Consider the following 15,418-nt stretch of genomic DNA (forward strand, 5'->3'; position numbering starts at 1 on the left):
ACCACTTACCACAAATTCCGCGCTCAGAAGATCGGGGACTCCGTTGTACGAACCGATGAAGTTCGGACCCACAGGATGTCAATGAAACGAGGTATATTCTATACGTTCTTGACACAAGCACCTACCCTGCTTCTATACTTCGTTTCCAGCACGCTCATGACCCGCATGCTGGGCGATGTGGGGCGAGGCGAGTATGCCCTTTTGACAAATGACAGCGCATTGCTCGCCATGCTGCTTAGTTTGAATCTGGCTTTCGGTGTTGGTTATTTTACGGCGAAGAACCCAGGTGACATTCGCTCATTGGTAGGGGTTGCCGCATCCTTGGTATTGCTTAACGGGATCCTTGTACCGTTCCTACTTTTCTGTGCTTCCGGAATTGGGACACTCAGCGAGCTTTTCATGCCTAACGGTCGCACGCATTGGGCGTACTATGGATTCCTGTACCTCACCGTGATCTCCAGCTTGGTCAATGGGGCCATGGCTGCCGTACTGCTGGGTCTGAAAAAATTCAAAGTACTGAATGGCATGAGCATTCTCAATGCTTCTTCGAATATGATCGGATTCTCCGCCCTTTACTTGTTCAGAGAACATTTGGAACCGGAGGATGTGCTGCCAATGGTTCTGATGGTGGCTGCCGCTACAATGGCATTACAGAGCATTGTCTGGTGTACCGTTTATGGTTTTATCGTAAAGATCATGCCCAAGCCCATCTGGACCTGGTCCATAATAGGACCCGTGCTCGCGTTCTCCATGGTAGGGCATTCAAGCAATTTGGTGAACTTGATCAACTACCGTTTCGATGTTTGGGTAGTGGATCACTATTGGGGGGCTTCTCAACTCGGTCTATACGCTGTAGCCGTCGGTGTCGGTCAACTGCTCTTCTATATTCCCGAACCTTTTACACGGGTCGTTCAACCCTATTTGTTCGGTCAAGTAAAAGATGAAATGCTTGAGCGCTACAAAGTAGTAGCTCGGCTTAATTTCACCTCCGTGCTGGTCATTTCAATAATGCTGGCCTTGATCGCGCAATGGCTGATCCCCTTCCTTTTCGGAGACGTATTCTCCAGCAGCGTACTGGCCTTATGGTTGCTTCTCCCAGGGATAGTATTCAGTAGTGCGTTCAAACTTTTAGCTTCTTTGGTGATCAACGCGAATATGCAGCGGTATAATCTGTTAGCCACTGGTGTGGGGGCCGTATTCACCATCGTTCTTGGCCTTTTAGTGATTCCCGTCCATGGAATTGCCGGAGCTGCTATCGTGAGCACGTTCTCATATTTAATGACCTTGACGGTAGTTGTGCTTGTCATACGATTCCGCCTGAAGATCGCCGTGCACGATCTATTCTTTCTTCGTTTATCCGACCTTGCATATTTCAGGGATCTTAGTTCATGGAAAAGAACAACATAGCAGACTACTACGACCAGTATGTCGATCGCCAAGTGCGCGCAGGCGTTAATGAGCGGCACTTCAGCATTCGCGACCTCGTGGTCAAGAACGCTCCGCAACAGGATATCCGGATCCTGGAAATGGGTTGTGGCATTGGCACGGTTACCGGCTTACTTGCCACCGCATACCCGCACGGTTCAATTCTCGCCATGGACATGAGCCCGGCCAGCATTGAACATGCAATAGCCACCTTCGCCAAGGTGCCCAATGTCCGGTTCGTCACGGGAGATGTTGTAGAAACACCGATCAGTGGTCAATTCGGCCTGATCGTTCTTCCGGATATCCTCGAACATATTCCACTGGATCTTCACCTGAAATTATTCAAACGATTCACCAATTTGCTCAAAGAAGGAGGACGAGTGATCATTCATTCACCTGACCCCTTCTACTCCGATTGGGTCCGGACCAACAGGCCGGAACTTATGCAAGTTGTAGACCTTGCTTTGCACTTTCCGCAATTGATAACCACAGTGCATGACGCCGGCCTCACCGTACTTTCACTTGAACGTTATTCGATCTGGTCTGACATGCCGGACTATTTTTCCCTCGTACTCGTCCCCGCACCCGTGGCTCATGCGTACAAAGAAGTCCCTCGCCCTGAACCAACGTGGTTCGATCGGCTAAGCAGTGCGTTCAAACGCCAACGGTGAACATTGTTATGGATCAGACCCAAGGCATCGCTCATCAACACGTTCTCTGTGTTGTCGCTTGGTGGCCCGAAGGGAATAGTGTCGCTGGTACATTCATCAAGGAACACATTATTGCCGTTGCCCACAGTTGCACTGTGGAGGTGGTACATGTACACTTGGTGAAGGGGAATAGACCATGGCCCTCTCGGGAAATACGAACCAGCAATGCTGATGGTATCAGGGTACATTCCATCACCATCCGAACACCCATCCGAAGGTTCGGATCTTTTGAATACTTGGTCCGGAAAGCTTATACGGAACTTGCCAAAGAACTCCATTCCGAACGTCCTTTCGACCTCATGCATATTCATGTAAGGAACGAGATCACCGAGCATGCTTTGCCTATTGCCGAAGCGCTTGATCTGCCGGTCGTTGTTACGGAACATGCTTCACATTATCACTTGGGAATACTTGATCTGCCGGCGAAGCAACAACAAGCCGAACGCGCTTCGATCCTAAAATGGTTCAGCAACGATCGTATCGTTCGCGTTATGCCCGTTTCAAAGAACCTCGCTGGTATTCTCAAGAATGATTTCGGTGTGCGTGAAGAACGAATTGATGTTGTACCCAATATTGCCGCACCGGTCTTTATACCTGCCGGGAACCCACCCAAAAAGCCCTTTCGCATTATGCTTGGTGCACTTTGGCGGCCACCAAAGGACCCGGACCTTTTCATCGATGCACTTGCATCAATTCCGTCATCCATACTACAGGACACGATCATTGATTGGACGGGATATGGTCCTTTCATGGAGCGTATCCAGGCTCGGTGCACTAAACTCATTCCCAATTTGGACATTCGTTTCCCGGGTTTGCTCACCAAAGCACAAATGGCTGAGCATATGCAGACGGCGCATCTGTTCGTACTCCCAACAACCACGGAGAATCTACCCTGTGTGATACTGGAAAGCCTTTGTTGCGGAACGCCTGTACTTTCCATGAATATCAATGGTATCCCGGAAATGGTGAACGACTCAAACGGTATCTTGATCCCGCCTCGTGATGTACAAGCTATGGCCGATGCGCTTGTCAAAATACTGAAGGAGCCACTTCTGTTCAATCGGGATGCGATAGCCAAAGCGGCATTGGAACGGTTCGCTCAAGAGCCAGTGCGGAACAGGATATTGTTGAATTACCGTATCGCAACCTCGAAACAAGAATCCAGTTGAACCCATTTATCCATGTGAGAGATCAACAGATGAGGAATATGACCACTTGAAATGCACGTCCTGCACACATTCGCCAACAACGACCATGTCCCCTATTTGACGTGGTTCACGGATCGTGCCGTGCAGGAAGGAGATCCGACCTACACCTTCTTGATCATGTACCCGGAACGGCCAGGGATCATGGACGAGATGCAGGCGAAAGGGTTCAAGTGTGAATGGATACGGTATAGGGATTCGCATCGCAAACTGGACATGCTGATGGCGCTGCCACGGCTCTGGCGATACATGCGAAAATATCGTCCGGACATTGTGCATTGCAATTTATTCGATGATTCCGTTCCGGGGTTGATCGCAGCAAAGCTCGCTGGTGTAAAGGTCCGTGTGATCACGAAACAGGACACTGGATATCACTACCTACATGCTCCACATTGGATGGCAGTGGACCGATTCAATTCGCGAATGGCCACGCATGTTCTCGCTATTTCCAACGAAAGCAAACGGTTCCTGATCCACAAGGAAGGAACTCCTGAACACAAGATCACGCTGGTACACAACGGTATTCCTTCTGAACAGTTCACGAGGCAGGACCCTGTTGTAATGGACCGACTAAAACAACGCTTCGGCACCGCGAACAAGGGCCCCATCATTGGAACCGTTGCCCGTTTCATTGAATGGAAAGGATATAAACTGATCCTAGCAGCAGCTATGGAGCTCGTGAAAGAACATCCGGATGCACTTTTTCTATTGTGCGGCAGCGGAGCAGAAGAACCTGAGATCCGCACGATGATCGAAGAATCTGGGCTGAAGAATAATGTGGTACTTACGGGTTGGATCGATCGCTCCGAAATGGCATCGTTCTATGGCCTTTTGGATGTTTACTTTCATGCAGCCATTCTGGAGCCGTTCGGATTGGTCTATCCAGAGGCAATGATGAATTCCGTTCCCGTTGTTAGTACGTTCACCGGCGCTGCCGCAGACGCAATAGAGGATGGAAAAAATGGTATTCTGGTTACCGAAAGAACAGGCAAGGCACTGGCCGAAGGAGTTGAACGATTGTTAAGGTCCGACCACAGGTCCATTGGAATTGCCGGAAGGAAAACAGCTTTGGCGATGTATTCATTCGATGTGATGTGGCAAGGCACCGTAGACCTGTATCGCAACGCCCTGAAACCTGTTGAATGACCATGCCGCTCGTGTCAGTCATAATTCCGGCATACAATGCTGAACGTTGGATAGACTCCACCCTTCGATCGACATTGGAACAATCGATCCATGACATCGAAGTGATCCTTGTCGACGACGGATCCAGTGATGGAACAACGCGAATTGCCAGTGGGATCAATGATCCTCGCTTGAGGATCATCAAGCAGCCCAACCAGGGTGTTAGTAGCGCACGGAACACGGGTATCGAACATGCGAAAGGGACCTATTTCCGCTTCCTTGATGCGGATGACCTGATGCTACCCAATGACATCGAGGTTAAGATCGCAACGCTGAATGAACGGAACGTTGACTGGGTTTTCAGCGATGCACTGATCTGCAATGCCGATTCTGAATTGACCGGTGAAACTCTGAAGGGCACTGATGGTGATGTTGCCAAGACCATCCTATTGGGCCTTGATCCGGCAGTACCAACTGCAGCGAGCAATCTACTTGCTCACAGGCGTTGTTTCGATGCTGGCGTCCGGTTCGATACCGACCTTTCCAACGCCGCCGACCAGGGCATTGCTTTAACACTGGCCCGATCTTTCTCCTATGCTCATGTGCAACAAGGCCTTTTTCTGTACCGCGTCCATTCGACAAGTATGAGCAGAAATCTTGTGCTCTACCAGAATGATCATTTACGTTTATTGAACAAGGCCCATAAGACAGATCCAAGTGCAGGATCGGCATTCTGGAATGTTGTAATGGCAAATGCCTACTGGGCCATTGGCGGCAGCTGGTGGGTGAACGGAAAAAACAGGGTCAAGGCAATTCCATGGCTCATCCGCGCATGGTTGAAGAAGCCTGGTATCGTTCTCAGATCCAAACATAAGGCCATGACCAGACGAATGGCCTTGGAGTAGCACTTATCTTATTACGCTACACCAAAGACGTTGCACTCCGAAACGGTATTCGCTCTCTTCCACTTTGATACCAATTTTCGACAACATGGTCAGTAGCTCCATTCGATCGAATTCAGATACGTGGTCGTCATCCGTGTAGATCAATGCCATGCCAAGGTCTTGCCGGTAGTGGTTCAGGTAGGTCTTGTCAAAATCAGGTAGCTCGATATAGATATGATCGAAATACTGCTTGAAATCCGACAGGAACTGTTCGGGGGAATCCAAGTGCTCAAGAATATGGGAGAGGATAAGCACATCGAACTTCATGGAATTGCCTTGGAGGTACGTCATGGCATCCATGTGCAGGAAAGTCAGGTTGGGGCCAGTATAGGAACGCTTTGCAAACTCGATCGCCGCACTGTCATGGTCAACACCAACGACTGTCTTCGCCTTTGTTGCAACCATTGCTGTAATGTGTCCTTGATGACAACCAATGTCCAATACCACATGTTCAGCGCGTATTCGATGCAACAGGAATTCTTTCGCGAATCGCCGGAACGGATGATCCTTGGTCTCGTAGAACTTGAAGGAAGACTCCATTGCCAACCGATCAAAGATCCACTCCAGATCCAAGAAGAGCTTCATTTTTCGCTTTGTGCTCATTGGAAGCAGCTTCTGCAACCGATAAATGAGCGACAGCAGAACGTGTTTCGGCTTTTTACGCGGTGTGGTAATTCCCATTTTCCAATTTCAAGCTATCAACGATCGAGCATATTCATGAACGGTGAAATTTAGTAAAATTCAAAAATTGATCGATATCGAACCGATGGACTCAAGGTGATCCGCCCCTCTATTGTGCAATATGTTGCTCCCAGGCCCATGCCGAGCGCATCATTTCCTCCAGATCGCGTTCCGCAACCCAACCCAGTTCTCTTTCCGACCTGGTCGTATCGGAATAGATCGCAGCTACGTCACCATCGCGTCTAGGTCCTACGGTATAATTCAATTTCAGGCCACTGATCTTCTCGAATGCCGCGATCGTTTCCAATACGCTTACTCCGTTGCCCGTACCCAAATTGAAGACCGAATACCTTTCCGTTGCGCTCATTCTCGCACAATACTCCATCGCCAGCACGTGCGCAGATGCTATGTCGGAAACATGAACGTAATCCCGTATGCATGAGCCGTCCACCGTATCGTAGTCATTGCCATGTACGGTCAATAATGGGATCTTACCACTCGCCGTGCGGGTGATCACAGGCACCAAACTGCTTGGGGGATTTATCGGCGCTTCTCCAATGGTTCCGGATGCATGTGCTCCGACCGGATTGAAATAACGCAACGCGATGGATCGTAGCAGAGGATTCACCCGCGTGAAGTCCTGCACGATCCGCTCGCCGATCTGTTTCGTGTAACCGTAGGGTGATTCAGCAGGTCCCAGCGGTGTGGATTCGCTGACCGGAAGATCAGCGATGTTGCCGTAGACCGAACAGGATGAGGAAAATATGAAACTTCCTATTCCATGGGCCACACAACCTTCAAGAATATTCAGCAATGAGGCTATGTTGTTATGATAATACTTATTCGGATCGGCCATTGACTCCGGAACCGATTTGAACGCCGCAAAATGGATCACGCCATGTACGCCTCGCTCTTTCGCAAGGACTTCGTCCAGTGCAGCACGATCACACAGGTCGACCGCATGGTTCCTAACGCGTTTACCGATGATCCGCTCGATCCGATCGAAGGTCGCTGGATCCGAGTTCGCAAAATGATCGATCGAAACGACCTCTCCATCCCATTTCTCCAACAGTTCAATGATCGTGTGTGACCCAATGTAACCTGCTCCCCCGGTGACCAGTATCTTCCTCTTACTTTTCTCCATAGACATCTTCATAGATCGCCTTCGCGATATCAAAAGTGCGATACTTCTCTGCAACTGCTCGCACGGTCCTATAACGTTGATCCGGAGTATGGGTTGCCAGCAGGTGATCTATCGTTCTAAGCGCCTTCCGATAGCTCCGTTGGTCCAGACCTTCCAAAACGGCACCGATCCCCTTCGCCGCAATGATATCCGAATCATCCGAGATCCCAGCAGTTATTATCACTGGTAATCCTAATGCCCAATACTCACCATCCTTTATCGGCGTGCAATACCTCTTGGTCGGAACGGGCCTGACCGGGGTCAATGCAACGTCGCCAAGGCCCATATATCTCGGAATATCCGCATGCGACACGAACTTGATCGTAAAGATCTCTTGCGGCAGCCCGACCTGTTCGATCCATGGCATCAACTCCTGCAACGTATGCCCTGTAAGTAGTAGCACCTGAACGCGTGTTCCCCAATGATCATAAGCCTCGCGCAGGAATTCGAATACTTCCTTATCCAAATAGATCCCTCCGAACTTGCCGGCATATACGATCACGAATTTTTCTTCTAGCCCCATAGAGCGCAATAATTCCGGGTCCTTGCGGTCCTTTGCGCTGAATTTTTTCAGGTCAACGCATGCTGGTTTGACATAAAACGGTTTATCCGTAATACCATACTTCTTCTTTGCATAATCCCGCATGCCCTCCGTGGCGGCTATGAGCACACTGGCCCGTTTGGATTGTAATCGTTCGAAGAGGAACAAGATCCGGAACGCAAAACCACCTGATGACCATGTTCCGTTCTCCACCATGGCTTCTGCATGTGGCTCATAACTATCCAATACCAAACGGCGCCCGGTGATCTTGGATACCAAATACCCGATCATGCCAGCTGGTGTACACCACGCATGGATCGTTGTGATACTGGACCTGCGCACCACGCTGACCAATGAACGCACCAGTCCGATGATCATGAACGACCCACGAATTCCCAATGAATGATACGCGTACGGATGGTGAATAATTCCTGCCTCCTGCACTGGATCTTCATTTCCATCCTTTTCCAATGTTACAATGTGAATGGAGCTACCCTCCGGCATAACGCCCAGCATAATACGCAGGTAAGGCAACGTATAGGTCTGGACCAAGGCATCGGCATATGACCAATACGTGATCACCAATACATGCTCCGGATCACGCATCAACGAAATCCGCTATTGTGTTCGTATACGCTACACCTAATGTCATACCGTAGGTTTGAGCGAAGCGCCGGGTTTCGCGTAGGTGGTCTTGTGTCGTTTGCCTTGTATTCCTGCAAATTCATCAAGATGGGCCGATCCTCTTCGGAATTGACGAATATCAAAACGAAGTCCTTGATTTTCTCTTACCCGTTTCAATTGGCCCAAATATTTAATGAGGTACAATGCACTTATGTAAAGCGGTATCAGCGGGATCTTGAAACGCACGAGCGCACCAAAATTCGGTGTGGTAACGCCAACAATGAAACCGAATAACAAGGCGAATGACATGGACATCAAGATCAATGGATTCCCGATCATCGCGCGGAGCACGAATCCTGGCCCAACCTGCCATATGACCAATAGCGTGAGCCAAAGGACCCAAAGGTTCTCCAAGCCGCTCATGGCGACTACTACGCTCGAGGATTCCCATATGTACGGCCGGAAGAGTGCTGCGTTGGTGGCAACCGGAAATTTCGAGAATACCCCTGACCATGTCCCGTCGAATTCGCCAATGTTGAATGAATTGGCTCCATACCAATCGACTTTAGCAAGGTCCATTTGTGTAACCTCGATGGTATTCAAAGCCTCGTCAAGCGCGAATTTATCCAAGCTATCCCCCAAGCTATCCAAGATCGATAAACACAGAGCACCAGTGCCGATCATTACTATTGGTACGACCACGAATTTGACGAGTAGGTTCTTTATCTGTACGACCCTGAAATAGAACAACCATAGAACCATGACCGGGAACAAGGTCATGAAGATGTATGGTTTGATCAGGACCATGATCATCGAACTCAACACCAGAATGATCACCCTGGATGTTATGTTCCTCTTTTTGAAGAATATCTCATCAATGGAATGAATGAACCAGAAAACAGCACTTATCGTGAAGGTGTCCTTAAGGATGGCGGACCCCCAAAAAATGACCGAAGGCATGAACAAGAACGCTATCGCAAGCTTGCCGGTCTGCTGCGGAAAGTAACTCACAAAGGTCCGGAAACAAGCCCAGATCCCAAAGAATGAAGCACTAGCTATCAGCAATGAGGCGTTCAGATAACTATTGAATGAAAGAATGGCCAATAAGCTCGTGATCCGGATCACGAAAAAGGTTCTATCATCAAAATACAGATATTGAAATGGCTTGCCGGTTTCCCACGTATAAACATTCCAGTTCTCAAGCGTGTTATCTCCGAATAGTTGATTCAGATACGCCAGCGGGTCCACCATCGCCAAATTCCGCATGGAAACCGCTCCGTAGAAATAAGCCACCGAATCTCCTCCTTGGTAGTAATAGAAATAGATCAAGGAGAAAACGATACCGGCAAAAAGTTTTGCCATAAGACCCCATAGGAGGTACTTGTACTCTGGCTCCTTTCTGATCCGAACATTCTTTATCCGAGCGAAATAGACATACAACCCTAGCACGTATACTATTGCGACCGCCCACTCCCAATAAGCGATCTCCGCCTCACCAAAATAGTATGTGCTGAAAAGGGTGATCATTTCATGGATCTGAACGAACACTCTTATCACGGCAGATCAACACCGGATCAACTATCCTATCCTGAACCAACAGTATCCGACCGATCATTAAGCCGGTGTGATGGTGTCTTCTGTTTTGGACCACAGAGATGCTATGGCAAGTGCCACCAGTGCCATCATCGTAAATCGTACGCAAATAGTATATCTACTTTGTATAGTGAACGGAACATGTATGAGCCATGCATATACCACAACAATTGCAAGAGGCCATATTCTCCCAATACTCAACCGTTTACGCCAGAGCGCCAGTGGAACAAGAACAATGAACAGAAGAAAAATAACACCTGTAGTGATGGTTGCATAGAGCATCTTGACCTTGCCTCCTATGGACGCTTCACGAAAATCCGTAACCTGTATCCCGATCACCCATAACCTAACGGCTGAGAATACCTTGTATTTGATCGTGTACCAAGGGTCATCAAGCATATGCCCGATCGCCTTGTCCATCAATAATTTCTCTCGTGTTCTTGTGTACTCAGAATTGAACGTGTTCTCCACGCTGTAGGTAACCAACGGACGGGATGCAAGCATAATGCTATCGACCTTGGTCTTAAGCGGATCCACGATCGCGAGGATATCCGCCCATTCCGATTCGAATTCCTGGATGTTCGCAGGGATCGTTGATGGCGGAACGAAATCAAAGACCTCGTCACCCGTGAAGTTGCGCAGCGAAATGTGATCGGTGTAGTTCGGCATTTTCCCACACCAGAATCCAAAATGCATATACCCTCCACCACCCTGCAATGGCGTCACCTGGAAAACACCATGATGCTTCAGATTCCAGAATCCAAAAGGGAGCAAGGAAAGCACGAAAATGCCGAATGATAGTGCATGTGTGCGGAACTGGAATTGCTTTCGTTCCACCAACCACATCACGGAATAATAGGCCACCGGTAATAGAAGAAAGACCGGTTTCAATTGGAACAGAAATGCAAAAAGCAGACCTTGGATCAAGGCAAGATACCAAGGTAACGGTCCTGGTCTAGTGGCGATAAAAACCACCGCACAGATCCCGAACAGTGCTGGTATATCCGTGTAAGCTTGCATTATGTAGTAGGGAATATTGATCGAAGGGATCAACAGGATCAAGAATATGTTCCTTGCCATTAAGCGGGTATCGAAACGTTCGATCACTTTCAATGACAGAAAAACCCCTGCGAAATACAAGAATAGATTGACCACCTTAACTACCTTGTAATTGCCGAACACTTTAATTAAAGTTGCCAATATCAACGGATATCCTGGTGCTCTAAAGGTGTCCGGGATCTCAGTCGGCAGCTCCCACCACAAACTGTATTCTCCATGCAGTAGGCTTTCAGCAAGTGCCAAATAGGACCACGTGTCACTTAACACCACGTTCCGAGTGGCCCACAATATGACCAGTACCTGAAGCAAGTTCAGCACAAGCAATACCTTGAACGTCGTACGGGCGTTCAGGCACCTGGTCAATATGCCTTGCTTTTCCATCATGATCTTAAGTGCGCAATTCAACAAAAGAAACTAAAAAACAATGACTCGCTTGGATCGCTTGGTCCCAAAGGATCGCTGATGAAGAGCATACGGAGATCCATCACCTTTACTTAGCAACAATGTGCGATCGCTTATGACTTGCGTAACCAGATGCTCAATTGCATGCCAGTACCGCTTCGGCGCATGATCCATTTCAATGGTCCATCCAAAATGCTTGGCATGAAGGTTTGGCAGATATAGAATTCATGGAATGCGATCCCATAACCGTTCACCTTACCATTTTCCTCAAAACTCTTAACGCCGAATTCATGTAAGTGGTAAGGCGGATGCATTGGGCTAAGATTTGCAACGTAATTGCTTCCACGGATCGCGTATGAAGCATTTATCAATCTATGGATCAGCCATTGTGATGATGGAACTTCGATCTGGACCAATCCGCCCGGCTTGAGCCAACGCATTGCTTTCCCTAAACAGAAAGAGGGATCGTATAAATGCTCCAGAACAGCGCCAAAACTTATCAGATCGAATTTACCTTCCGGGTATTCGATGCTTTCAATGTCGCCCAACTGGATCCTGTCCGGGTCTATGCCCATACGTTCGATCGCACGGCTTCGGAATGGCTCCGATGGTTCGAATCCGTATGTATCGAACCCTGCTTTGTTCAAGGCTATCATGGCCTTACCTATTCCCGCTCCGACATCCAATGCGGTCATTCCTGGCTTGAATTCCATCAAGGACCGGAAGCGGTTCAAGTTATGCCCGAAGTAATTCTCTTCCACCTTGAAGTATCCATCCACCCAATAATTCTCCGGGGGAACTCCGTAATGATCCTGCAGATCCAATGGAATAGGCATTGGATCGGAAAATATCAACTTGCACCGTTTGCATTTCTGCACGCTTGTGGTTACGCCCTTCTTCTTCCAAGGCCTGCTTCCTTGAGAGCCGTTCAAGCGTTGGCCCATCAGATCGTGTTGCTCTGGACCTGAACCGCACATATTGCATGTCTTGATCGACTTGAACGAATACCTCGGCCCCAACTCACTCGTCATCCTTTCCTAGATCAAATTATGCACTACAATTCCGGTATGCACGGACAAAACTATTTAAGATCTGCTATTGACGGCCAAATGAGCAAAAGGTTGCCTTATTCGTGATGATAAGGGCTTCCTCCCAAAATTGCGAACGCACGATACAATTGCTCAGCGAACAACACCCGAACCAATTGGTGGGGAAATGTCATTGCTGAAAGTGACATGATCAGATCCGCGCGCTGGCGAACTTCATCCGTGAACCCGTATGCCCCACCTATCACGAATGCTACTTGTCGAACTCCCTGATCCCGCCAACCACCTAGTTGACCAGCAAATTGTGGACTTGTCAATGCCTTACCCTTTTCATCCAACACAACTACTTTTTCACCGGGCCTGAAGGCGGCTAATATGCGCTCACTCTCGGTACGTTGCTGGTAGGCAATGTCGCCCTTGCCGGCCTCCTGAAGCACTACCTGCTCAACCGGAAACGTTCTTGCGAGCCGTTGCGTATAATGTGTTATGCCCTCCGTGATGAACCCACGTTCGCTTCGTCCTACAAGTATCAGCCTGATCTTCATGCCCTTAGCGGTGTTAGTAAGTTATGGTGGACACACTACTGCATATGGCCCGGTATTTGCCCAATTTCGCAACAAATGAAACGATCAATTATCCGCTTCGCACTACTTTTTACTTTCCTATTGCCTTTCGTGGGGCTACAAGCTCAGGATCCGGTGAAAGATAAAGTTGTACAAGCCATGAAGACCGGTAATTCAAAAGACCTTGCCGACCATTTCATCCCGAACTTGGATCTTACGGTACTGGATGCCTCCGATGTATATAGCAAAGCTCAGGCTGAGCAGATACTTCGCAAGTTCTTCAACGAGCATCCCCCTTTGGACCTTGCCATTGAGCACAGTGGCGTGAGCAAGTTCGGCGATAAATACTTCATTGGTATCCTGAAAACAAAGGATGCTCAATTCAGGACCACGTTCTTCCTGAAAAAGACCGGTGAGGAATTCCAAGTGAAACAGCTTCGCATTGAGCCGAGCAAGAACGACTTTTGATCGTGCTTCCACCGTTGACCGAGGAATTGATCGACCGCGCCTTTGCCGAGGATGTCGGTGATGGTGACCACACCACGCTTAGCACGATACCCGCTAGTGCCAATGGTGCTGCGCAATTGTTAGTGAAGGATACCGGTATCCTTGCGGGTGTTGAGCTGGCATTGGCGATCATTGAACGCTATGACCCGCAATTGATCCCCAAGGTATTCCTTGAAGACGGCGCACAGGTGAAACCCAGCGATGTGGTGATGATCATCCATGGACCTGTGCGAAGCATCCTTGTCGTTGAACGGTTATTACTGAATTTCATGCAGCGCATGAGCGGTATTGCTACGTTGACGAACAGATTCGTTTCAGCCATTGAAGGAACTGGCTGTCGCGTGCTGGATACACGGAAAACCACACCCGGACTTCGTGAGATCGAGAAATGGGCCGTGCGTATCGGTGGCGGTACCAATCATCGTATGGGTTTGTACGACATGATGATGATCAAGGATAATCATGTGGATTTCGCAGGGGGAATTCCCCAAGCAATTGCTGCGGCCAGAACCTACCAAAAAGACCGTGATCTGAAATTACCGATCGAGATCGAGACACGTAACATCTCTGAAGTACAACAGGTTCTTGAAACCGGTGGGATCCAACGCATAATGCTCGATAACTTCACGCCAAAGAACATGCGTGAAGCAGTGAGCTTGATCAATGACACCTACGAGACCGAAGCATCAGGAGGCATAACGCTGACCACCGCTCGAGCATATGCCGAAACGGGCGTCAACTTCATATCCGTGGGTGCGCTTACCCATAGCTTTGCCTGCCTTGACCTCAGTTTGAAAGCATTGTGATGTTGAACAGGATCAAACGCAAGGTGCTCTTCTCTCGAGTATTCAGGCGGTTGGTGGGCCGTGCGGACGACGTGGTCCTACCTGGTTTCGAAGGGTTCAGTATATACAGGATAGGACGTTTCTTTCTTCAAGCATTGTCCGATGGACAACTAGCCATGCGTGCCTCGGCGATCGCGTTCAAGGTATTCATCGCATTCTTCCCCGCCGTGATCATGCTGCTTACACTGATCCCGTTCATTCCGATCGATGATTTCCAGATCAAACTGCTGGTCACCTTCCGTGATCTATTGCCACCGGAAGTTTACAAGTTCATCGAGACAACATTGCACGATCTATTGGTTAAAAAGCACGGTACACTGTTATCCGTAAGCTTCTTGATCGGATTGTACTTGGCCAGCAATAGCATCGATGCGATACTGCAAGGTTTCAGCCAGAGCACCAATCTGCACACGTGGCATAGTCCGTTGAAGCAACGACTGTTGAGTTTGGGTCTGCTGCTCGTGTTGCCAATTCTAGGACTGATCGGAATTCCCGTATTGACCATGAGCGGTATTGCCATTGACAGGCTCACCGATTACAGTATTCTTACGAGCCAAGTTCAGGTCTATGCGCTGGTCGCGGCAAAGTGGTTGATCTCCACATTGCTTGTTCTTGGTTTCGTTTCGATGCTATATGCTGCGGGTGATCCGACCTCCCCTAAATTCAGATTGATCACTCCTGGTGCATTGCTGGCCATGTTCCTGGTGCTAGTGATCTCTCAAGCGCTTGCATTCGTATTCAGCAACATTACCGATTACAATGCGCTGTACGGTTCCATAGGCGCTATTCTCGCCGTTCAATTGTGGATCTATTTCAATATGATAGCGTTGCTCATTGGACATGAGTTGAACTCCGCGATCGTAAAAGCAAGGGTGGATCATCGTGCAAATCTGAAGATCAGGAAACTAGCAGCCAGCCCCGTGTGAATGGGAGAGGATCGATCGATCCGCATTCCCTTAATACCT

At 48.8% G+C, this 15,418-nt stretch carries 15 protein-coding genes; 8 read left to right on the forward strand and 7 right to left on the reverse strand.

Features of this window, described 5'->3' with window-relative positions:
- The first annotated feature begins 81 nt into the window (after positions 1–81).
- Genes IPF95_00225 through IPF95_00245 form a run of 5 tightly spaced genes read left to right on the forward strand, consistent with a single transcriptional unit; the run spans position 82 to position 5,370 of the window.
- The gene (locus IPF95_00225) at positions 82–1,407 is read left to right on the forward strand and encodes an oligosaccharide flippase family protein (GenBank protein ID MBK6473120.1); all 1,326 of its coding nucleotides are present in this window, start codon (positions 82–84) and stop codon (positions 1,405–1,407) included.
- Positions 1,389–2,096, forward strand: coding sequence for a class I SAM-dependent methyltransferase (locus IPF95_00230; GenBank protein MBK6473121.1), 708 nt, complete (start codon positions 1,389–1,391; stop codon positions 2,094–2,096). Before IPF95_00225 ends, IPF95_00230 begins: the two co-directional genes overlap by 19 nt.
- 8 nt (positions 2,097–2,104) lie before the next feature.
- A complete protein-coding gene (locus tag IPF95_00235) occupies positions 2,105–3,304 on the forward strand; it encodes a glycosyltransferase (protein ID MBK6473122.1) in 1,200 nt (399 codons plus the stop codon).
- A 51-nt stretch (positions 3,305–3,355) separates the two neighbouring features.
- Positions 3,356–4,486 (forward strand): glycosyltransferase family 4 protein, encoded by a 1,131-nt coding sequence (locus IPF95_00240; GenBank protein MBK6473123.1) that lies wholly within the window; start codon positions 3,356–3,358, stop codon positions 4,484–4,486.
- Between the two features lie 2 nt (positions 4,487–4,488).
- Positions 4,489–5,370, forward strand: coding sequence for a glycosyltransferase family 2 protein (locus IPF95_00245; protein MBK6473124.1), 882 nt, complete (start codon positions 4,489–4,491; stop codon positions 5,368–5,370).
- Between the two features lie 3 nt (positions 5,371–5,373).
- Here the strand turns inward: IPF95_00245 and IPF95_00250 are convergent, their stop codons facing one another.
- The 7 genes from IPF95_00250 to rlmH all read right to left on the reverse strand — a co-directional run bounded on the left by IPF95_00250 (position 5,374) and on the right by rlmH (position 13,083).
- Entirely contained in the window at positions 5,374–6,090 is a 717-nt protein-coding gene (locus IPF95_00250) for a class I SAM-dependent methyltransferase (protein MBK6473125.1), read from the reverse strand.
- A 109-nt stretch (positions 6,091–6,199) separates the two neighbouring features.
- A complete protein-coding gene (gene galE / locus IPF95_00255) occupies positions 6,200–7,234 on the reverse strand; it encodes a UDP-glucose 4-epimerase GalE (GenBank protein MBK6473126.1) in 1,035 nt (344 codons plus the stop codon).
- The gene (locus IPF95_00260) at positions 7,221–8,420 is read right to left on the reverse strand and encodes a glycosyltransferase (GenBank protein MBK6473127.1); all 1,200 of its coding nucleotides are present in this window, start codon (positions 8,418–8,420) and stop codon (positions 7,221–7,223) included. Before IPF95_00260 ends, galE begins: the two co-directional genes overlap by 14 nt.
- A 42-nt stretch (positions 8,421–8,462) precedes the next feature.
- Entirely contained in the window at positions 8,463–9,965 is a 1,503-nt protein-coding gene (locus IPF95_00265) for a hypothetical protein (GenBank protein MBK6473128.1), read from the reverse strand.
- A gap of 87 nt (positions 9,966–10,052) precedes the next feature.
- Positions 10,053–11,474: a hypothetical protein gene (locus IPF95_00270; GenBank protein MBK6473129.1), complete on the reverse strand. Its 1,422-nt coding sequence runs from the start codon at positions 11,472–11,474 to the stop codon at positions 10,053–10,055.
- Positions 11,475–11,605: 131 nt separating this feature from the next.
- Positions 11,606–12,523, reverse strand: coding sequence for a class I SAM-dependent methyltransferase (locus tag IPF95_00275; GenBank protein MBK6473130.1), 918 nt, complete (start codon positions 12,521–12,523; stop codon positions 11,606–11,608).
- A gap of 95 nt (positions 12,524–12,618) precedes the next feature.
- Positions 12,619–13,083 carry a 23S rRNA (pseudouridine(1915)-N(3))-methyltransferase RlmH gene (gene rlmH / locus IPF95_00280; protein MBK6473131.1) on the reverse strand — a complete coding sequence of 155 codons (465 nt, stop codon included), beginning with the start codon at positions 13,081–13,083 and terminating at the stop codon, positions 12,619–12,621.
- Positions 13,084–13,158: 75 nt separating this feature from the next.
- Here rlmH and IPF95_00285 point away from each other — a divergent pair, with 75 nt between their 5' ends.
- Genes IPF95_00285 through IPF95_00295 form a run of 3 tightly spaced genes read left to right on the forward strand, consistent with a single transcriptional unit; the run spans position 13,159 to position 15,379 of the window.
- Positions 13,159–13,569: a DUF4783 domain-containing protein gene (locus IPF95_00285; GenBank protein MBK6473132.1), complete on the forward strand. Its 411-nt coding sequence runs from the start codon at positions 13,159–13,161 to the stop codon at positions 13,567–13,569.
- The gene (gene nadC, locus IPF95_00290) at positions 13,566–14,414 is read left to right on the forward strand and encodes a carboxylating nicotinate-nucleotide diphosphorylase (GenBank protein MBK6473133.1); all 849 of its coding nucleotides are present in this window, start codon (positions 13,566–13,568) and stop codon (positions 14,412–14,414) included. The genes IPF95_00285 and nadC overlap by 4 nt, the downstream gene beginning before the upstream one ends.
- Complete coding sequence (locus tag IPF95_00295) at positions 14,414–15,379, forward strand: YihY/virulence factor BrkB family protein (GenBank protein ID MBK6473134.1); 966 nt, start codon at positions 14,414–14,416, stop codon at positions 15,377–15,379. Before nadC ends, IPF95_00295 begins: the two co-directional genes overlap by 1 nt.
- Positions 15,380–15,418: the final 39 nt, after the last annotated feature.

The sequence above is a fragment of the Flavobacteriales bacterium genome, from assembly GCA_016704485.1.
Taxonomy (GTDB): domain Bacteria; phylum Bacteroidota; class Bacteroidia; order Flavobacteriales_F; family PHOS-HE28; genus PHOS-HE28.